Consider the following 17,672-nt stretch of genomic DNA (forward strand, 5'->3'; position numbering starts at 1 on the left):
CTGGAAGACCCGCCCTCACTCACATCGCCGAAGGATCCTGCGGCCCCCGACCCGACAGCACTTCCCCGTACGCCTGCATCAGATCCGGCAGCCGAAGAGTCGACAAATCGTCACGCGTCGGAATGCTCGGATACCCCGACAGCCGCAGATCCCGATACGCGCAGCTCTTCTCGTACAGCGTCCGCAGGAACCGCCCGTTGCCGAGCTCGTCGATCCACCCCTGGTCGACGACATGCCCGGAGATGGAGCGCAGCTCGTCGAGGGCCTCCTCGTCCCACACGTCCCCGTTCTCGGCGGCGAGGACCTCTCCGATGGAGGTGAGCTCCAGAGGACGGTAAGAGGGGAAGTCGACGCGCGTCGTGAAGCGGGAGGAAAGCCCCGGGTTCGCGGCCAGCAGCCGGTCCATGCCCTCCGGATACCCGGCGAGGATCACGACAAGGTGGTCCCGGTTGTCCTCGGCGCGCTTCAACAGCACCTGCAGCGCTTCGTCGCCGTACGCGTCGCCCTTGCCGTACCCGGAGTTGGACAGCGAGTACGCCTCGTCCACGAACAGCACGCCACCGATCGCCGAGTCGATCAACTCGTTGGCCTTCACGGCGGTCTGGCCGAGGTACTCGCCCACCAGGTCCGCCCGCTGGGCCTCGACGAGATGGTCGCCGCCCAGCAACCCGAGCGCGTAGAACACCCGACCGAGTATTCGGGCCACGGTCGTCTTCCCGGTCCCGGACGGGCCGGAGAAGACGAAGTGCCGTTTGGGCGGCTGGACGGGTAACCCCTGCCCCGCCCGCAACCGCGCCATGTTCAGCTGCGCGGACAACGCCTTGACCTGCCGTTTCACCGGCTCCAGCCCGACCATCCGCTCCAGCTCCGCGAGCGCCTCCTCCAGCAGCTCGGGATCGGTCGGCCCGGAGGGTAGCGGATCCACCGGCGCCACGGACTTCTCGCGTACGAACGTGTCGCCGGCCTCGGGCGGCAGCCCGCCCGGCGGCGGCAGCCCGGGATCGGAGAGCTTCAGGTCCCGCCCCTCGGGGTCGAAGAGCGGATCCAGACCGTCGGCCCCGTCGAGCAGATCCTGCCCGGCCCCGCCGAGCGCGATCGCCGCGAAGTCGGCCGGGTCGTCATACCCGTCCCCCTCGGCGATGGCCGCGAGCCGCGCGGAGGTGTCCATGAAGGCGGGGTCGACCCGGTGCACGGCACGGTAGAGCGGCAGCGCGGCGGCGCTGCGTCCCGTGCCCTCGTGGGCGCGGGCCAGCCAGTACCGCAGCTCCTTGCGCTGTGGCTGCTCGCTGCGACAGCGCATCAGCGCGGCGGACAGTAGCGGCTCGGCCTGGCCGTACGTCTCCAGGCGGACCCGGGCCATTCCCCCGAACAGGCCGGCCTCTATGCCCAGCATCGGGTCGTCGAGCAGCGGATCGGTGTGCCGGACGAGCTGCTCCCAGTCCTTGACGAGGTACGCGCGGCAGGCGTGCAGGAAGCGCACGTGGTGGTCGGTGTCGACCGGCGGCAGCCCCGCGAGCGCCCGGTCCAGCTCGGGGACATGGCGGCCGTCCAGCCAGTGCGAGGCGTGCGCGAGGAGCAGATCACGCGGGCTTTCGAGCACCGGCTGAACCCACCAGCCCAGCCAGTACCAGGAGTTGAGGGTGCGCCGATGACGGGTGCGCTGCTCCCCGAAGCGCTCCCGGTGCCGGAACATCCGCAGCAGCGCGGTCGTCGTGTCCACCCGCAGCGCGTGCAGCCCGAGCCAGCCGTCGGCCATCCCGGGATCCATCCGCACCGCGGCGCGGAACTCCTCCTCCGCCTGCGGATACGCGCCCATGGTGTAGGCGTCCACGCCTCGCAGCCAGGCGAGGTCGGCCGGGGCCTCGGGGCCCCGCGAGCCGAAGTCCATCACGTCCCCCACAAACCGTGCCCCCGTTGGAAACCGAACGGGCCGGTGCCCGTCGGCAGCCTTCGTCGAACCGCTGTGCCGCGGACGGGAGTTGCGCCGGTGCGTTTTCCGCAACCGTCCGAATGTCGCACCGAGGGCATCGTACCTGCGGGTCGGTCGCCCATCGAAGGGTGCCGCAGTGCTCGAATCACGAGGTGGGAGCAGACGGGGCGCATAGCGGACGGTGACCGAGGGTGAATGAATCGTGCACCGGGCCGTGCCGGAAAGGCGCCAGAGGGCAGAACGAAGCCCCCGATCACGGGGGAACAACCGGGGGCTTCGCGTAGGTGGGCGGCTTCGAATAGCCGCACATTGAGAACGTAAGTCCTGTAAGGGCCCCGGGTCAAGCCGAGTTGAAGCACTCAAGAAACTTCTCGGGCAAGATCCTTCACAAGTTCAGCACATTGCGGATGGATCGTCACCCTGAGTGAGGTGCGGCCCAGATTCTGGTGCCCTCGACGGTCCTATGAGCACCTCGTACCCCGTGAGTCCCGGCCGAATCAGCACATCGGCGAACGGTCGGGAGGGGTCCTCGGCGAAGTGCCGCCGTTCCGCCCGGACCCAGCCGACCCAGAACTCGCTCTGCTCCGCCCCGTCCCGTGAGCGCCCGCGCGCCCAGGCCTCCTCGTCCGGCAACTCCATCCACACCAGCCGTGCCAGATACGGACGCAACGCGCGACGGCCCGCGCCGACCCCCTCGACGATGACCACCGGCGCGGGCGGCAGGGCGCGCACGGAACCGAAGGCGCGCTCGCGCCAGTCGTACGGGGCATAGCGCGCGGTCTCGCCGTGCCGCAGCGGCTCGATCACCTGGCTCAGCAGGCGCCCGGTCCACGTGAACAGTTCCTCGTGCGTGGCGATGTCGTCGAGGTGCAGCACCGGGGCGCCCCCGAGCGCGCCGGCCAGCCGCTCGGCGAAGGTGCTCTTCCCGGAGCCCGCGTGCCCGTCGACCCCGACCAGCCGGACCGGCCCGCAGGAGGGCGGCAGCAGCCGCAACCGGTCGGCGAGATCACGGACGGCGGGGTCTTCGGGGGTGGGCGAGGCGTGCACAGGGGAATTGAACACCGTGGCGCGCGGCATCGGGGTACGCCAGTGGTGTGGACCAATATTGGCGGGCGTGGCGAGGCCCGAGGTGCTGGCAGAAGTCCGCTTCCGGCGTCCATAGTTGGCGAACAGCCGTGCGTTTGAACCGTTCCGTCCGGACCACTGGGGGTCACCCGCACATGTCGAGACTTTCCGAGCCCTCCCGCAGGACCGTCCTCGCCGCAGCCGTCGCCACCGCCACCGCCGCGGCGGCCGGAGGAGCCGCGGGCCAGGCCGCCGCCGACACCACGAGCGGCCAGGGCCAAGCCCCCGCCGGTCCCGCGAAAGCACCGGAACGCCTCGTGGATCACCACGCCTGGACCTCGTACGCCGACTGGCGCGCCGGCACAGGGAAGGGCACCCGGGCGACGGCGGGGCAGCGGCCGGGGCTGGTGATCGCCACGCCGGCCGGCACCACCGACTACACCGACCCGCACACCGGCCGGACGGCCACCTGGGAGTACGCGACCTGGACGTCTCCGGTCCACCGGCTCTCGGTCCCCGCCACCGAGGTCATCGCGTCCTGGAACGCGCACACCCCCGACGGCACCTGGGTCGAGATCGAACTGAAGGGCACGTACTCCGACGGCACGGACACGCCCTGGTATGTGCTGGGCCGGTGGGCGGCCGGTGACCAGGACATCCGGCGGACGTCCGTCGACGGCCAGAAGGACGGCAAGAGCAGCGTCTGGACCGACACCTTCGCCATCGACGACCCGGCCACGGGCCTGCGCCTCGTCTCGTACCGGCTGCGCCTGACCCTCCACCGCACACCGCGCACCGGCGTCACCCCCAAGGTGTGGCGACTCGGCGCCATGGGCTCCGACATCCCCGACCGCTTCACCGTCCCGGCCTCCACGCCCGGGCTTGCCAGGGAGCTGAAGGTCCCGCGCTACTCCCAGGAGACCCACAAGGGTCAGTACCCCGAGTACGACAACGGCGGTGAGGCCTGGTGCAGCCCCACCTCCTCGCAGATGATCATCGAGTACTGGGGGCGGAAGCCGAGCGCCGAGGACCTGGCCTGGGTCAACCCGGACTACGCCGACCCGCAGGTGTGCCACGCCGCCCGGTTCACCTACGACTACCAGTACGAGGGCTGCGGCAACTGGCCCTTCAACGCCGCGTACGCCGCCACGTACAAGGATCTCCAGGGCGTGGTGACCCGGCTGGGCTCGCTCACCGACCTGGAGACGCTGATCGCGGCGGGCATCCCGGCGATCACCTCCCAGTCGTTCCTCGCCGAGGAGCTGACAGGGGCGGGCTACGGCACGGCCGGCCATCTGATGACGGTGATCGGCTTCACCGCCGACGGAGACGTCATCGCGGGCGACCCGAACTCGCCGACCAACGAGGCGGTGCGCCGGGTCTACCGGCGGCGCGAGTGGGAGAACATCTGGCTGCGGACCAAGCGGTACAACGCCTCCGGCAAGGTCGTCTCCGGCACCGGCGGCGTCTGCTACCTGTACTTCCCGGCCCGCCCCACGCCCCGCCAGCGCGCCGCCCTCGCGGCGGTGGGAGTGCGTGTGTGACCAACCTCTCGGCCGCGACCGCCGCGGCCGGTGGCAAGGTGGACGGACATGGTGGGGGGATTCCGCCGCACACCGACCACACCAGCGAGCCGACATGACCGCGACCTCCGCCACCGCCACCCGCGTCCGTACCCGAACCGGCGGCCCCAAGGACGACGGCCCGAAGATCGTCGAGCACATCATGGGCTGGACCCTTGTCGTGGTCCTCGCGATGCTCGTGACCCAGCTGGGTCTGCTGTGACCTGATTCCGCCCGCTCGAATCTGTCGATCGGAGTCGAACAAGCTGGTGGTACGGGTCTGCCATACTGCGGGTGTCCCGCCGGGCAGTTGGAGACCAGGACCGAAATTGAATAGTAGTCAACAGCGTGGGGTCGAAGCACCGCGGGCGCGCGGCACCGACCGCTCCTTAGCGCGCCGCGCCGAACTCATCTCCATCGGGCGGAAGTTGTTCGCCGACACCTCGTACGACACGTTGTCGATGGACGACATCGCCCGGCAGGCGCACGTGGCCAAGGGGCTGATCTACTACTACTTCAAGTCCAAGCGCGGCTACTACCTCGCGATCGTCGAGGACTCGGTGGCCGACCTGATCACGTTCGCCGCGAGCGGCGTCCAACTGCCGTCCGTGGAGCGGGTGCACCGCACCATTGACTGCTATCTGCGCTACGCCGAGGACAACCAGGCCGCCTACCGCACGATCGTCAGCGGCGGCATCGGCTTCGACACTCAGGTGCACGCCATCCGGGACGGCGTCCGCGAGGTGATCGTCGCCACCATCGCCGAAGGCGCGTACGGCAGCAGCGACATCACGCCGGTGGTCCGCATGGGCCTCTTCGGCTGGGTGTGCGCGGTGGAGGGTGCCACCCTCGACTGGATCGACCGCCCCGACCTGTCCCGCGACACCATGTGCGAACTACTGGTCAAGATGCTGGGCGGCGCCCTGCGCGCCATCGAGGAGATCGAACCGGCCTACGTCGCCCCGGGACCCGCCCGCCGCGACGGCTGAGCCAGGGGCGGAGGCAGGCCGCCGGCCTCCGCCCCAAGTGCCCTGCACCGGGACGTCAGTTGATCGCCTTGATCAGCTCGCCGTTCGCGGTGTCGCCGCTCAGCTCCCAGAAGAAGGTGCCGCCGAGGCCCTGCGCGTTCTTGTAGGCCATCTTCCCCTTGATGGTCTGCGGGGTGTCGTAACTCCACCAGTCGTCACCGCACTTGGCGTACGCGGTACCGCCGACCACCCCGTTGGCCGGGCATGTCGCCTTGAGCACCTTGTAGTCCTCGTAGCCCGCCTCGTACGTCCCCGCCGCCGGACCGGTCGCCGTGCCCCCCGGCGCCGACTGCGTGACGCCGGTCCAGCCGCGCCCGTAGAAGCCGATGCCGAGCAGCAGCTTCGAGGACGGGATGCCGAGGCTCCTCAGCTTCTTGATGGTCGCGGCGGTGTTGAACGCCTTGTTCGTGATGCCGGGGTACGGGAACAGCGGCGAGTGCGGGGCGGTGGTCGCGTCCCAGGCGCCGAAGTAGTCGTACGTCATCGGGTTGTACCAGTCGACGTACTGGGCGGCGCCCGCGTAGTCCGCCGCGTCGATCTTGCCGCCGTTCGTGGCGTCGGCGGTGATCGCCGCCGTGACCAGCTCCTTCTTGCCGAATCGGGTGCGCAGCGCCGCCATCAGGTCCTCGAAGGCTCCCCTGCCGCTGGCGTCGCAGGTGAGGCCGCAGGCGTTGGGGTACTCCCAGTCGATGTCGATGCCGTCGAAGACGTCGGCCCACCGGGAGTTCTCGACGAGGTCGTAGCAGGAGTTCGCGAAGGCCTCCGGGTCCTTCGCCGCCTCGCCGAATCCACCGGACCAGGTCCAGCCGCCGAACGACCAGACGATCTTGAGGTTCGGGTGCAGCTTCTTCAGCTTGCGCAGCTGATTGAAGTTGCCGTGCAAAGCCTGGTCGGCGGTGTCGGCGACGCCGTCCACGGACTCCTCGGCGGTGAAGGGCTTGTCGGTGTCCGCCCAGGCGTCGCCGATCGTGCACTTGCCGTCGACGACGTTGCCGAAGGCGTAGTTGATGTGCGTGAGCTTCTTCGCCGAGCCGGACGTCTCGATGTTCTTGACGTAGTACTGGCGGCCGTAGATGCCCCAGTCGATGAAGTAGCCGACGACCTTCGAGCCGGCCGCCTGGGCTGCGGGGCGGGGCTTCGCGGGAGTGGCGGTCGCGGTGCCCGCTCCGGCGAGAAGCCCGGCGCCGAGGGCGGCGCAACAGGTGACGGAGACAAGCGTTCTGACGGGGACGCGGGAGCTGTGCGATCTGAGCATCGGGACTCCGGGGGAGGGGAGCATGGCGAGGAAAGGTGCTTCCTGGAACTGCTGTGCCGATTGGCATGAACGCGGTGACGCGGCGTTGGGGGAGACCGTAGAGGACTAGACCACTTCGGTCAATGGTCCGGACTAATTCCGGCCAAGGTGCGGCATGCCGGCGAATGTGTCCTAATGAACGGTCGTTAACTGGTGACTGGCTGCTCCGGATCGGGCATACTCCAAGCGCCACCGCCGCTGATCAGCGGCTTCCGTGATCCGGAGGAGGACCATCGGCTGTGGCACGTGAGACCCGGCGGCACCACTTCATCCCCGGTGTGTGTCCGTCGCAGTGCCCGACAGGGAGGAGAGCGTCGCCATGTCAGACCGCGCGCCGCAGCCGGTGGACCGTCAACTGCCCACGGAAGAGGCCCGGGATCTGATCTCGCTCGTCCGTGAGATCGCGCAGCGGGAGATCGCCCCGCACGCGGCCGAGGAGGAGGACGCCGGACGTTTCCCGCGCGACCTCTTCGGCCTGCTCTCGGAGTCGGGACTGCTCGGCCTGCCGTACGACTCGGAACACGGCGGCGGCGACCAGCCGTACGAGGTCTACCTCCAGGCACTGGAGGAGCTCGCCATGGCCCGGCTCACCGTCGGCCTCGGCGTGAGCGTCCACACCCTCGCCTGCCATGCGCTCGCCAACTACGGCACCAAGGAACAGCAGGTCGAGCATCTGCCCGCGATGCTCGGCGGTGGCCTGCTCGGCGCGTACTGCCTCTCCGAGCCGTCATCCGGATCGGACGCCGCGTCCCTGCGGACGAAGGCGGTGCGGGACGGCGACGACTGGGTGATCACCGGCACCAAGGCCTGGATCACGCACGGCGGGATCGCCGACTTCTACACGGTCATGGCCCGTACGGGCGGGGAGGGTGCCCGGGGTATCACGGCCTTCCTGGTGCCCGGGGACGCCGAGGGGCTGAGCGCCGCGGCGCCCGAGAAGAAGATGGGCATGAAGGGCTCACCCACCGCGCAGCTCCACTTCGACGGGGTACGGGTCTCCGACCGGCGGCGCATCGGCGACGAGGGTCAGGGCTTCGCGATCGCCCTGTCCGCGCTCGACTCCGGGCGGCTCGGCATCGCGGCCTGCGCGATCGGCGTGGCCCAGGCGGCACTGGACGAGGCGGTCGCGTACGCCGTGGGACGGCAGCAGTTCGGGCGGCCGATCGCGGACTTCCAGGGGCTGCGCTTCATGCTCGCGGACATGGCGACCCAGATAGAGGCGGGCCGGGCGCTCTACCTCTGCGCCGCCCGGCTGCGTGACGCGGGCAGGCCGTTCTCCAAGCAGGCGGCCATGGCGAAGCTGCTGTGCACCGACGCCGCGATGAAGGTCACCACGGACGCGGTCCAGATCCTCGGCGGGTACGGCTACACGGCGGACTTCCCCGCCGAGCGGTACATGCGCGAGGCCAAGGTGCTCCAGATCGTCGAGGGCACCAATCAGATCCAGCGAATGGTCATCGCTCGTCATCTCGCGGGCCCGGAGTCACGCTGAAGGAGCAGCCGGGGGAACCGCCGAAGGCGCTGTTCGTGGCCAACGGGCCCATGGTGGCGCCGAATTGACCGAGGCCGGCCGGGGACGCCGCCAGCCGGGCCCACTCCGGGTCGTGCCGCCCCGGCAGGGTGCGGCCCCGGTCGGCCCAGGTCCGGATCAGGGCCCGGTAGATCGGCGGGTCCTGCGGCTGGGCCTGCCGCTGCGGAAGCGATTCTGCCGACGCCGGAACGAAGATGTGCCGCCGACGCCCGGTCGTCGAGTATGGAGAGGTCATACCGGGCAAACGCCAACGAGGGCCGACCGGTCACCGCTCCGCAGAATCGTGCCTGCGTTCGCGACAGGCCCGAACGGGACGGGTGAACCCCGTCCTGGCGGACGCACACCGATCCTGCACCATGGCAGCCTGCCCGACGCCATGGTGCGGTGTGACCTGCGGGGTGCGGATTCTCCGGTCGGCCACGTCGGTGAGGTGTCGTGTCGCGGACGTCGTGGGCCGAACCGGTCGTCAAAGGCGTACCGGCCCTGGAATCAGGGGAATCAGGCGGCCTGACGGCGCATCATCGGCGCTCGCGTCACTCGCATCGGGCGCGAGCCCGGGCCGCCGACGTGCGAGAAGGGCTGGGTCCGCCAGTCGAGTCCCTGAGGGAGCGTCAACAGAAGGGCGGTGTCCTGCTCCTGCGGCTCGATGGACTCGTCCGCGGGTCGGGCGTCGCCGGCCGAACGGCCCGTGCCGGCGCAGACCGTGAGCCCGAACGGGTTCCACGGCGACACGACCAGTGCGTGCTCCGGCAGGGTGTCCTCGTCGGACAGCAGGGCGATGGGCTGCGCGCAGTCCGGGCAGATCACCCGGAACATCTCGAAGGTGTCGTACGCGTCGAACTCGTCGTCCGGTTCGACGCCCTCCGGCTCGGGCTCGATGACCGCCTGGAGACGCTTGGGTGCGGTACGACCAGGGCGCTTAAGACTCTGCATGGGATTCTCCCCCTCGGGCTGGGCCGTGAAGGCACTGCGGCCTCGACCACAGCAAGCACTTCCCGCCCCGTCTTGGCGGTAATCACGAGATCATCACGAAGCCTGTTCGGGTGATGTGGTCTTCGTCACATGCCGCTCGCAGATGCCCAGCGCGGCGAGGCTGTCGCCCGGACAGCTCACGGCGAACCCTCAGCAACATCACGAACCGGGCATGACCTGCGTCGCTCAGGTATCGGAGGAGATCAACCGCCCTGTAGGTTCTTGCGCCATGGAGGAGCTGGACCGACAGATCGTGCAGCTGCTCGTCGCGGACGGGCGGATGAGCTACACCGACCTGGGCAAGGCCACGGGCCTGTCCACGTCGGCGGTGCATCAGCGCGTGCGCCGACTCGAGCAGCGTGGCGTCATCCGGGGCTATGCCGCGGTCGTCGACCCGGAGGCCGTCGGGCTGCCCCTGACCGCGTTCATCTCGGTGAAACCCTTCGACCCCAGCGCCCCCGACGACATCGCCGACCGCCTCGCCGGCGTCCCCGAGATCGAGGCCTGCCACAGCGTCGCCGGCGACGAGAACTACATCCTCAAGGTTCGCGTGGCGACCCCCCACGAGCTGGAGGAGCTCCTGGCCCGCCTCCGCACCCTCGCGGGCGTCTCGACCCGCACGACGGTGGTCCTGTCGACGCCTTATGAGGCCCGGCCGCCGAGGATCTGACGGCTACAGCGCTACCGCGCGCACTAATGCCGACGGCCTCGTCCAGCTGTTGCCGCTGCCTGGTGGCTGTTCTCGGCTGTCGGACACCGCTGTGGGCAGTCGTTCCGCGGGGCGATGGGGGCACCTCCCGCTCGAGCGAAGCCGAGAGTGGGGGAGGGTGGGCACGGCCTGCAGCGCCGGGTGCTGATGAAGCGTGGCCCAAGTGCAACGCGGCAGCCGTCACACGCGACACTGTGTCCATGAGTGAGAGAACGTCGTCGTCGACCACCGTCCTGCTGCGCAGCGGAGAAGTCCACAGCCCTGCCGACCCGTTCGCCACCGCGATGGTCGTGGAGCACGGTCAGGTCGCCTGGGTCGGCTCCGAGGGCGCCGCCGACGCCTTCTCGGACGGTGTCGACGAGGTGATCGACCTGGAAGGCGCACTGGTCACCCCGGCGTTCACGGATGCCCATGTGCACACCACGTCCACCGGCCTCGCACTCACCGGCCTCGACCTCTCCGCCGCTCCCTCCCTGGAGGCCGCCCTCGTTCTCGTACGGGAATTCGCGGCCGCCCGCCCGGCCGACCGTGTCCTCCTCGGCCATGGCTGGGACGCCGCCCGCTGGCCCGGCGGCCGCCCCCCGACCCGCGCCGAACTCGACGAGGCCACCGGTGGACGCCCGCTCTACCTGAGCCGTATAGACGTCCACTCGGCGGTCGCCACCACCGCCCTGCTCGACCTGGTCCCGGGCGCCGACGGCTTCGCGGACGGCCCGCTGACCCGGGACGCCCATCACGCCGTACGCGCCACCGCCCTCGGCGCCATCACCGAGGCCCAGCGCACCGAGGCCCAGCGCGCCGCTCTCGCCCACGCCGCCTCGCTCGGCATCGGCTCGGTGCACGAGTGCGCGGGCCCGGAGATCTCCTCCGAGGACGACTTCACCGGACTGCTGCGGCTCGCCGCCGAGGAACCCGGCCCCCGTGTCGTCGGCTACTGGGCCGAGCGCGACGTGGAGAAGGCACGCGCCCTCGGGGCCGTCGGCGCCGCGGGCGACCTCTTCGTCGACGGCGCCCTCGGCTCGCACACGGCGTGTCTGCACGAGCCGTACGCCGACGCCACGCACACCGGCACCGCGTACCTGGACGCGGCGGCCGTCGCCGCCCATGTGCTGGCCTGCACCGAGGCGGGGCTCCAGGCGGGCTTCCACGCCATCGGGGACGCTGCGGTGACCTCGGTGGTCGAGGGCGTGCGCGCGGCCGCCGAGAAGGTCGGCCTGGCCCGTGTGCGGGCCGCCCGGCACCGCGTCGAGCACGCCGAGATGCTCACCCCCGACACCCTCGCCGCCTTCGCCGAGCTCGGCCTCACCGCCTCAGTCCAGCCCGCCTTCGACGCGCTGTGGGGTGGAGAGGAGGGCATGTACGCCGGGCGGCTGGGTGCTGAGCGGGCCCGCACCCTCAACCCGTTCGCGGCCCTGCTGCGGGCCGGCGTGCCCCTGGCCTTCGGCTCCGACAGCCCCGTCACCCCCCTCGACCCGTGGGGCACCGTCCGCGCGGCGGCCTTCCACCGCACGCCGGAGCACCGGGTGTCCGTGCGCGCGGCGTTCACGGCGCACACGCGGGGCGGCTGGCGGGCGATCGGACGGGACGACGCGGGTGTCCTGGTCCCCGGGGCGCCTGCGGACTACGCGGTGTGGCGCACCGGTGACCTCATCGTCCAGGCCCCCGACGACCGGGTCGCCCGCTGGTCCACGGACCCCCGCTCCGGCACCCCCGGCCTGCCGGACCTGAGCCCCGGCACCGACCTCCCCGTCTGCCTGCGCACCGTGGCCGACGGACGCACGGTCTTCGTACGGCCGGGGGAGTGATCTCCGGGGAAGCACGGAACCGATCATGGCCCGCCACTTGCCCCGCGCGACCTGGGAATCCTCCGCGCCGACCAGGCGATAAGGGGAAACTCCGCAGGTCAAACGGCAGTTGACAGTCGACGGCAGGGGACCGGTAGGTTCTGCTGGGTCCACCACCGGACGTCCGGCCGGGGAGCCAGGTCCAGCGTCAGCGCCACGACGAGGGAACGTTCCGGCCCGGTCGGGCAGGTGTGACCCGGGTGGGGCCCGGACGCTCAGTAGACAACGGCTCTCGGTCGACCCGCAGCCAGTGGGTCCCAGGTCGGCCCGAAGGGTGCCGGGCCCCTATCCGCAGCGTGTGCGACCCACCCTTGTCGAATCGATGCTCCTCTGGACATGAGCCGACACTTCAGCGCAGGCCGTGGCCACTATGGTGGACGCCTGCGTACGGACTTGAAGGGGCAGTAGTGAACGACGGCGACGGGACCCTCGCGGCAGAAGGCCAGGAGAGGCGGTTCGGCCCGCTCGGCACGGCCTTGGTGATCATCCCGACCTACAACGAGGCGGAGAACATCAAGACGATCGTCGGCCGGGTGCGGAAGGCTGTCCCCGAGGCGCACGTCCTGGTGGCCGACGACAACAGCCCCGACGGCACCGGCAAGCTCGCCGACGAGCTGGCCGCCGAGGACGACCACGTCCAGGTACTGCACCGCAAGGGCAAGGAAGGGCTCGGCGCCGCCTACCTCGCGGGCTTCCGCTGGGGCATGGAGCACGGCTACGGCGTACTGATCGAGATGGACGCCGACGGCTCCCACCAGCCCGAGGAACTGCCCCGGCTGCTGACCGCCCTCAAAGGCGCCGACCTCGTTCTCGGCTCCCGCTGGGTGCCGGGCGGGCGCGTGGTGAACTGGCCCAAGTCCCGTGAGTTCATCTCCCGCGGCGGCAGCCTCTACTCCCGGGTCCTGCTCGACGTCCCCGTCCGCGACGTCACCGGTGGCTACCGGGCCTTCCGGCGCGAGACCCTCGAAGGCCTCGGCCTCGACGAGGTCGCCTCCCAGGGGTACTGCTTCCAGGTCGATCTCGCCCGCCGCGCCATCAAGGCCGGCTACCACGTCGTCGAGGTGCCCATCACCTTCGTCGAGCGGGAGCTGGGCGACTCCAAGATGAGCCGGGACATCCTCGTCGAGGCGCTGTGGCGGGTGACCGCGTGGGGCGTGGGGGAGCGGGTCGGCAAGGTCCTCGGGCGGGACAAGCGGGACTGACCTCCCCTTCACGCCTCATTCACACCTGATCATGCCCTTATCCCGTACTGAGCCGGTGCCAGGCACACTGGGACCATGATGACTGGCGCTCCGACCCCGACGTACCCCGTCCGGCCCCGGCGCTCACGGCTGCGCACGTTCTTGCCGCTGGGTGTCGCCGCGTGGCTGGTGCTGGAGATCTGGCTGCTCACGGTGGTCGCGAGCGCGGCCGGCGGTCTCGCGGTCTTTCTGCTGTTGCTCGCCGGTTTCCTCGTCGGTTCCGCTGTGGTCAAGCGGGCTGGGCGGCGGGCCTTTCGGGCGCTCACCGAGACGTTGCAACAGCAGCAGGGTGGTGCGGCGGCTATGCCTGCGGGGGGTAAGAGCGAGGGCAACGGCTTCCTGATGCTGGGTGGGCTGCTGCTGATGCTGCCGGGTCTGATCTCGGACGTGGTGGGTCTCGTTCTTTTGGTTCCGCCGGTTCAGAAGGGGCTGGGGCGGTATGCGGAGCGGACCTTCGAGCGGAAGATTCGTGAGGCGGGTGCCGGGGCTTTCGGGGACGCGTTCCAGCAGGCGCGTATCCGTCGGCCTGACGGCAAGGTCGTCCAGGGCGAGGTGATCCGGGACGACGCCGGCCCGGGTGACGCTTCGCAAGATCCTCGATCGCCGCTGAGTCGCTGAGGGGTTTTCTCGCCCCCGCCGCCCCTTCCCGTTCCCATCCCCAGGGGCGGCTGCCCCTTCAACCCCGCTTCGCCTGAGAGCTCGGTCCAGTCGGTTCGTTGGCGGGTGCGGGTGAGTGGGGGCTTGTCGCGCAGTTCCCCGCGCCCCTTAAAAGCGAGGGGTGCCCCCAGTTCTTTGGGGCGCGGGGAACTGCGCGAGCAACCACACACAACCCGCACCCGCCAAACAACCCCACCCACCCGAGCTCTTGGGCGCACGGACACCAAAAACCGCGGGCGCCGTACGTGGAAACGTACGGCGCCCGCGGTTTTTGGGTTGCGCTCTGTGTCCGGCTGACCCCCGGAGGGGCTACGCGGACTTGCGGCTGTCTCGCGGATGGACCGCGATGTTCATCGCGCCGGAGCGGAGAACCGCCAGACGCTCCTCGAGGACCTCTTCGAGTTCCTCACGGGTACGCCGCTCCATCAGCATGTCCCAATGCGTACGCGCGGGCTTGGCCTTCTTCTCCTCAGGGCCGTCGCCGTCCACCAGGAGTGCCTGGGCCCCGCAGACCTTGCACTCCCACTCCGGCGGGATCTCCGCCTCGACCGAGAAGGGCATCTCGAAGCGGTGCCCCTTCTCGCATGCGTACTCCACGGCCTGGCGCGGAGCCAAGTCGATGCCGCGGTCCGTCTCGTAGCTGGTCACCACGAGGCGCGTGCCGCGAAGAGCTCGCTCACTCATGAATCGTGCCTCCCGGGCTTGTCGCCCACAGGACAGGTGTCGCTGTCGTCGTCATCCGGTCAACGTCCGGTCGGCGGTAAAGATTCCCGTTGCGTGTCCCGTTCCGGGTCATGCGTCGCCGTCGTAGCCGCCCTTGTTGTACCCGCCGGCGCCCGGTTTGTCACATCTGACAGCAGATGTCACCCAGCGTTTCGGCATCTTTGACGCGCAGTAACGGTACGCCTGGCAGGCCAAACGCGTACACTACAGCCCTTTCGCTCCGGGCGCTAAATCCTGTCGGGTACGGGATTGCCCGCGTCGCTGATCGCCCGGCGCACCGGAACCCTCGCGAGCAGGGCGAATCCCAGCACGAAGAAGACGACCAGGGAGATGATCGCGTCCCGATAACTTCCGGTTAGCTGGTAGGTGAGACCGAACAGGAGCGGGCCCAGCCAGCTCATGCCGCGGTCGCTCATCTCGTACGCCGAGAAGTACTCGGCCTCCTTGCCGGGCGGGACGAGGTGGGAGAAGAGGGAGCGGGACAGGGCCTGGCTGCCGCCCAGGACCAGGCCGATGCCCGAGGCCAGGATGAAGAACCACAGCGGGGCCCCGGCCGGGAGGAAGTAACCGGCGCCGAGGATCAGGGTCCAGGCGATCAGGGAACCGAGGATCGTGCGCTTCGCGCCGTACCGGCGGGACAGCCGGCCCATGCCCAGGGCGCCGCCCACCGCCAGTATCTGCACCAGCAGTACGGCCACGATGAGCGTCGACTGCTCCAGGTCCAGCTCCTCGGAGCCGTACACCGAGGCCTGGGAGATCACCGTCTGGATGCCGTCGTTGTAGACGAGGTAGGCGAGGAGGAAGCCGAGGGTCAGGGGGTGGCGGCGCATGTCGCGGACGGTCGCCGCGAGCTGGCGCAGTCCGGGGGCCGTCGCCTCCTCAGTCCCGCCCGTCGCCGGGCTCCGACGGTCACGGAGGCGTCGTAGCGGGATGAGGGTGAAGGCGCCCCACCACAGTCCGGCCGAGGCGAGGCAGATGCGGACCGCCATGCCCTCGGAGACGCCGAAGGTGTCGTGGGCGGTGAACAGGATGAGGTTCGCGACGAGGACCAGGGAGCCCGCCGCGTAGCCGAAGGCCCAGCCCCGGGAGGAGACCGCGTCGCGTTCCTCGGGGGGCGCGATCTGGGGCAGGTAGGAGTTGTAGAGCATCATCGCGACGGACTGGGACGCGTTCGCGACGACCAGGAGGACGCCGCCGAGCAGATAGCGGTCGCCGTCCAGGAAGAACATGCCGGCGGTCGCGGCGGCCCCCAGATAGGCGGCGGCGCCGAGGAGGGGCTTCTTGCGGCCGGTGCGGTCGGCGGCCGCGCCCACCAGGGGCATGATCACGACGGCGAGGATCACCGACAGGGAGACCGAGTACGCGAAGAATGAGCCGGCGCGGACCGGGATCCCCAGGGGATGGACGTAACCGTCCGTGTCGGCGGCGGACTTGGCGACCTCGGTCAGATAGGGGCCGAGGAACACGGTCAGGACGCTTGTCGAGTAGACCGAGCAGGCCCAGTCGTAGAAGTACCAGCCGCGCTGTTCGCGTCGCCTGCCCGCGGCCTCGTCGGCCTCGTCCGTCCGCACGGTGTCGGTGCCCACCCGTGCCCCTCGCTTCCCCGTGAACGGGCCGCGCGAGGGTGTCAGACCCAGGTCCCCCGGTCCTCAAGCACCTTGCGCAGCGTGTCGATGTGATCGGTCATGATGCCATCGACTCCCAAGTCCAGGAGGCGGTGCATACGTTGCGGTTCGTTCACGGTCCACACATGGACGTGCAGCCCGCGCGCGTGGGCCGCGCGCACGAACCGGTGGTCCACCACCGGCACCCCCGACTGCGACTCGGGCACCTGTGCGGCGACCGCCGTGCGGCGCAGCGCGGAGGGGATGCCCCAGGAGCGCAGCCGCAGGCCCAGGACGCCGCCGGTGCCGTACGAGGTGGCCAGGCGCGGGCCGGCGAGGCGCTGGGCGCGGGCGACCCGGGGCTCGGAGAACGAGCCGACGCAGACGCGGTGCCAGGAGTCGGTGCGGGCGATCAGATTGAGGAGCGGGTGCAGTGCCGGCTCGGCCTTGATGTCGACGTTCCAGCGGACGTCGGGGAAGGTTTCGAGGAGTTCCTCGAAGAGGGGTACCGGTTCGACGCCCGCCACGCGCGCGTGCCGTATGTCCTTCCACGGCAGGTCCGCTATCCGGCCCGCCCCGTCGCTCACCCGGTCCAGGGTCGCGTCGTGGAAGGCGACGAGCTTGCCGTCGAGCGTGGCGTGCACATCGGTCTCGATGTAGCGGTAGCCCGACTCGACGGCGCGCCGGAACTGGGCCACGGTGTTCTCCAGGCCGTCCGCCGCCCCGCCCCGGTGGGCGAAGGCGATCGGGCCGGGGTGGTCCAGGTACGGGTGGCGTATGAGGGCGGTCACCGGGGCAGTATGACCCGCTTCGATGGACCGGTGGCAACGACCGTGCTGCCGGATTCCGAGGGGACGGCGAACACGCGCAGGAAGAGCTGGGCGAGCGGGCCGATGGCGAGGGCGTAGAGGAGGGTGCCGACGCCGACCGTGCCGCCGAGGAGGAATCCCGTCGCGACGACCGTCAGTTCGATGGCCGTGCGCACCAGGCGGATCGACAGCCCGGTCACCCGGTTCAGGCCCGTCATCAGTCCGTCGCGCGGGCCGGGGCCAAAGCGGGCCGCGATGTAGAGGCCCGTCGCCGCGCCGTTCAGGACGATGCCGATCACCATCAGGGAGATGCGGGCCGTCATTGTCCGGGCGTCGGGCGTCACGGCCAGGGTCGCGTCCATGGCGGCGCCGATCACCAGGACGTTGGAGATGGTGCCGAGGCCGGGGCGCTGGCGCAGGGGGATCCAGAGGAGCAGGATCGTGGCGCCGACGACGGTCAGGACGATGCCCATCGACAGACCGGTCCGCTCGGCGAGGCCCTGGTGGAGCACGTTCCACGGTTCCAGGCCGAGGCCCGACCTGACGAGAAGCGCCGAGCTCACGCCGTAGAGCGTGAGGCCGATGTAGAGCTGCGACAGCCGCCGCGTGAGATGCCCGTGTGCGGACAAGAGATGCCCCCCTGTGGTGGTAGTGGCCTGCTTCATGTCACCCTGTGGCTTGAGGAGTGGCTCCATCCATGGCC

17 protein-coding genes are annotated in these 17,672 nt (G+C 70.2%); 8 read left to right on the top strand and 9 right to left on the bottom strand.

What is annotated here, in order from left to right; all coding sequences use genetic code 11:
- Positions 1 to 19 precede the first annotated feature (19 nt).
- Together F3T56_RS27240 and F3T56_RS27245 are read right to left on the bottom strand one after the other, a co-directional pair.
- Positions 20 to 1,888: an AAA family ATPase gene (locus F3T56_RS27240; RefSeq protein WP_149828008.1), complete on the bottom strand. Its 1,869-nt coding sequence runs from the start codon at positions 1,886 to 1,888 to the stop codon at positions 20 to 22.
- Positions 1,889 to 2,323: 435 nt separating this feature from the next.
- Positions 2,324 to 3,007 (bottom strand): uridine kinase family protein, encoded by a 684-nt coding sequence (locus F3T56_RS27245; protein WP_149828009.1) that lies wholly within the window; start codon positions 3,005 to 3,007, stop codon positions 2,324 to 2,326.
- Between the two features lie 143 nt (positions 3,008 to 3,150).
- Between F3T56_RS27245 and F3T56_RS27250 the strand changes: the two genes are divergently transcribed.
- The 3 genes from F3T56_RS27250 (at position 3,151) to F3T56_RS27260 (ending at position 5,546) form a co-directional block, all read left to right on the top strand.
- Positions 3,151 to 4,539 (top strand): peptidase C39 family protein, encoded by a 1,389-nt coding sequence (locus F3T56_RS27250; protein ID WP_149828010.1) that lies wholly within the window; start codon positions 3,151 to 3,153, stop codon positions 4,537 to 4,539.
- 94 nt (positions 4,540 to 4,633) lie between these two features.
- Positions 4,634 to 4,780, top strand: a complete 147-nt coding sequence (locus F3T56_RS27255) for an SCO1431 family membrane protein (protein ID WP_149828011.1) — start codon at positions 4,634 to 4,636, stop codon at positions 4,778 to 4,780.
- Between the two features lie 106 nt (positions 4,781 to 4,886).
- On the top strand, positions 4,887 to 5,546 hold the full coding sequence (locus F3T56_RS27260; protein WP_149828012.1) for a TetR/AcrR family transcriptional regulator: 660 nt from the start codon (positions 4,887 to 4,889) through the stop codon (positions 5,544 to 5,546).
- Positions 5,547 to 5,601: 55 nt separating this feature from the next.
- Here F3T56_RS27260 and F3T56_RS27265 read toward each other — a convergent pair whose 3' ends face one another.
- Positions 5,602 to 6,840 (bottom strand): glycoside hydrolase family 18 protein, encoded by a 1,239-nt coding sequence (locus F3T56_RS27265; RefSeq protein WP_149828013.1) that lies wholly within the window; start codon positions 6,838 to 6,840, stop codon positions 5,602 to 5,604.
- Positions 6,841 to 7,198: 358 nt separating this feature from the next.
- On the opposite strand from F3T56_RS27265, the gene F3T56_RS27270 reads away from it, so the two are divergent.
- The gene (locus F3T56_RS27270; RefSeq protein ID WP_149828014.1) at positions 7,199 to 8,371 is read left to right on the top strand and encodes an acyl-CoA dehydrogenase family protein; all 1,173 of its coding nucleotides are present in this window, start codon (positions 7,199 to 7,201) and stop codon (positions 8,369 to 8,371) included.
- On the opposite strand, the gene F3T56_RS27275 is transcribed toward F3T56_RS27270, so the two are convergent.
- The gene (locus F3T56_RS27275; RefSeq protein WP_246203914.1) at positions 8,334 to 8,645 is read right to left on the bottom strand and encodes a hypothetical protein; all 312 of its coding nucleotides are present in this window, start codon (positions 8,643 to 8,645) and stop codon (positions 8,334 to 8,336) included. The two genes, F3T56_RS27270 and F3T56_RS27275, sit on opposite strands and share 38 nt — an antisense overlap.
- Before the next feature lie 263 nt (positions 8,646 to 8,908).
- On the bottom strand, positions 8,909 to 9,343 hold the full coding sequence (locus F3T56_RS27280) for a hypothetical protein (RefSeq protein WP_149828015.1): 435 nt from the start codon (positions 9,341 to 9,343) through the stop codon (positions 8,909 to 8,911).
- Between the two features lie 268 nt (positions 9,344 to 9,611).
- Here F3T56_RS27280 and F3T56_RS27285 point away from each other — a divergent pair, with 268 nt between their 5' ends.
- The 4 genes from F3T56_RS27285 (at position 9,612) to fxsA (ending at position 13,794) form a co-directional block, all read left to right on the top strand.
- Complete coding sequence (locus tag F3T56_RS27285; protein WP_149828016.1) at positions 9,612 to 10,052, top strand: Lrp/AsnC family transcriptional regulator; 441 nt, start codon at positions 9,612 to 9,614, stop codon at positions 10,050 to 10,052.
- Positions 10,053 to 10,291: 239 nt separating this feature from the next.
- A complete protein-coding gene (locus F3T56_RS27290) occupies positions 10,292 to 11,896 on the top strand; it encodes an amidohydrolase (RefSeq protein ID WP_149828017.1) in 1,605 nt (534 codons plus the stop codon).
- A 446-nt stretch (positions 11,897 to 12,342) separates the two neighbouring features.
- Entirely contained in the window at positions 12,343 to 13,137 is a 795-nt protein-coding gene (locus tag F3T56_RS27295) for a polyprenol monophosphomannose synthase (RefSeq protein ID WP_149828018.1), read from the top strand.
- A 75-nt stretch (positions 13,138 to 13,212) separates the two neighbouring features.
- Positions 13,213 to 13,794, top strand: coding sequence for an FxsA family membrane protein (gene fxsA, locus F3T56_RS27300; RefSeq protein ID WP_149828019.1), 582 nt, complete (start codon positions 13,213 to 13,215; stop codon positions 13,792 to 13,794).
- A 348-nt stretch (positions 13,795 to 14,142) separates the two neighbouring features.
- On the opposite strand, the gene F3T56_RS27305 is transcribed toward fxsA, so the two are convergent.
- The 4 genes from F3T56_RS27305 to yczE all read right to left on the bottom strand — a co-directional run bounded on the left by F3T56_RS27305 (position 14,143) and on the right by yczE (position 17,634).
- Positions 14,143 to 14,517: an RNA polymerase-binding protein RbpA gene (locus F3T56_RS27305; protein ID WP_003977404.1), complete on the bottom strand. Its 375-nt coding sequence runs from the start codon at positions 14,515 to 14,517 to the stop codon at positions 14,143 to 14,145.
- 266 nt (positions 14,518 to 14,783) lie between these two features.
- Positions 14,784 to 16,142 (bottom strand): MFS transporter, encoded by a 1,359-nt coding sequence (locus F3T56_RS27310; protein WP_149828020.1) that lies wholly within the window; start codon positions 16,140 to 16,142, stop codon positions 14,784 to 14,786.
- A gap of 41 nt (positions 16,143 to 16,183) precedes the next feature.
- On the bottom strand, positions 16,184 to 16,951 hold the full coding sequence (locus tag F3T56_RS27315; protein WP_149828021.1) for a glycerophosphodiester phosphodiesterase family protein: 768 nt from the start codon (positions 16,949 to 16,951) through the stop codon (positions 16,184 to 16,186).
- Positions 16,948 to 17,634, bottom strand: a complete 687-nt coding sequence (yczE, locus tag F3T56_RS27320; RefSeq protein ID WP_149828022.1) for a membrane protein YczE — start codon at positions 17,632 to 17,634, stop codon at positions 16,948 to 16,950. The genes F3T56_RS27315 and yczE overlap by 4 nt, the downstream gene beginning before the upstream one ends.
- Between the last annotated feature and the right edge of the window lie 38 nt (positions 17,635 to 17,672).

Origin of the sequence: Streptomyces tailanensis (assembly GCF_008386495.1) — a bacterium.
Classification (GTDB): domain Bacteria; phylum Actinomycetota; class Actinomycetes; order Streptomycetales; family Streptomycetaceae; genus Streptomyces; species Streptomyces tailanensis.

Excerpts from the sequence above, each read along its gene's own strand:
- F3T56_RS27240 (WP_149828008.1), bottom strand. The coding sequence starts at position 1,888 with ATGGACTTCGGCTCGCGGGGCCCCGAGGCCCCGGCCGACCTCGCCTGG.
- F3T56_RS27255 (WP_149828011.1), top strand. The coding sequence starts at position 4,634 with ATGACCGCGACCTCCGCCACCGCCACCCGCGTCCGTACCCGAACCGGC.
- F3T56_RS27290 (WP_149828017.1), top strand. The coding sequence starts at position 10,292 with ATGAGTGAGAGAACGTCGTCGTCGACCACCGTCCTGCTGCGCAGCGGA.
- F3T56_RS27275 (WP_246203914.1), bottom strand. The coding sequence starts at position 8,645 with ATGACCTCTCCATACTCGACGACCGGGCGTCGGCGGCACATCTTCGTT.
- yczE (WP_149828022.1), bottom strand. The coding sequence starts at position 17,634 with ATGAAGCAGGCCACTACCACCACAGGGGGGCATCTCTTGTCCGCACAC.
- F3T56_RS27245 (WP_149828009.1), bottom strand. The coding sequence starts at position 3,007 with ATGCCGCGCGCCACGGTGTTCAATTCCCCTGTGCACGCCTCGCCCACC.
- F3T56_RS27270 (WP_149828014.1), top strand. The coding sequence starts at position 7,199 with ATGTCAGACCGCGCGCCGCAGCCGGTGGACCGTCAACTGCCCACGGAA.
- F3T56_RS27285 (WP_149828016.1), top strand. The coding sequence starts at position 9,612 with ATGGAGGAGCTGGACCGACAGATCGTGCAGCTGCTCGTCGCGGACGGG.
- F3T56_RS27250 (WP_149828010.1), top strand. The coding sequence starts at position 3,151 with ATGTCGAGACTTTCCGAGCCCTCCCGCAGGACCGTCCTCGCCGCAGCC.
- F3T56_RS27265 (WP_149828013.1), bottom strand. The coding sequence starts at position 6,840 with ATGCTCAGATCGCACAGCTCCCGCGTCCCCGTCAGAACGCTTGTCTCC.
- fxsA (WP_149828019.1), top strand. The coding sequence starts at position 13,213 with ATGATGACTGGCGCTCCGACCCCGACGTACCCCGTCCGGCCCCGGCGC.
- F3T56_RS27280 (WP_149828015.1), bottom strand. The coding sequence starts at position 9,343 with ATGCAGAGTCTTAAGCGCCCTGGTCGTACCGCACCCAAGCGTCTCCAG.
- F3T56_RS27305 (WP_003977404.1), bottom strand. The coding sequence starts at position 14,517 with ATGAGTGAGCGAGCTCTTCGCGGCACGCGCCTCGTGGTGACCAGCTAC.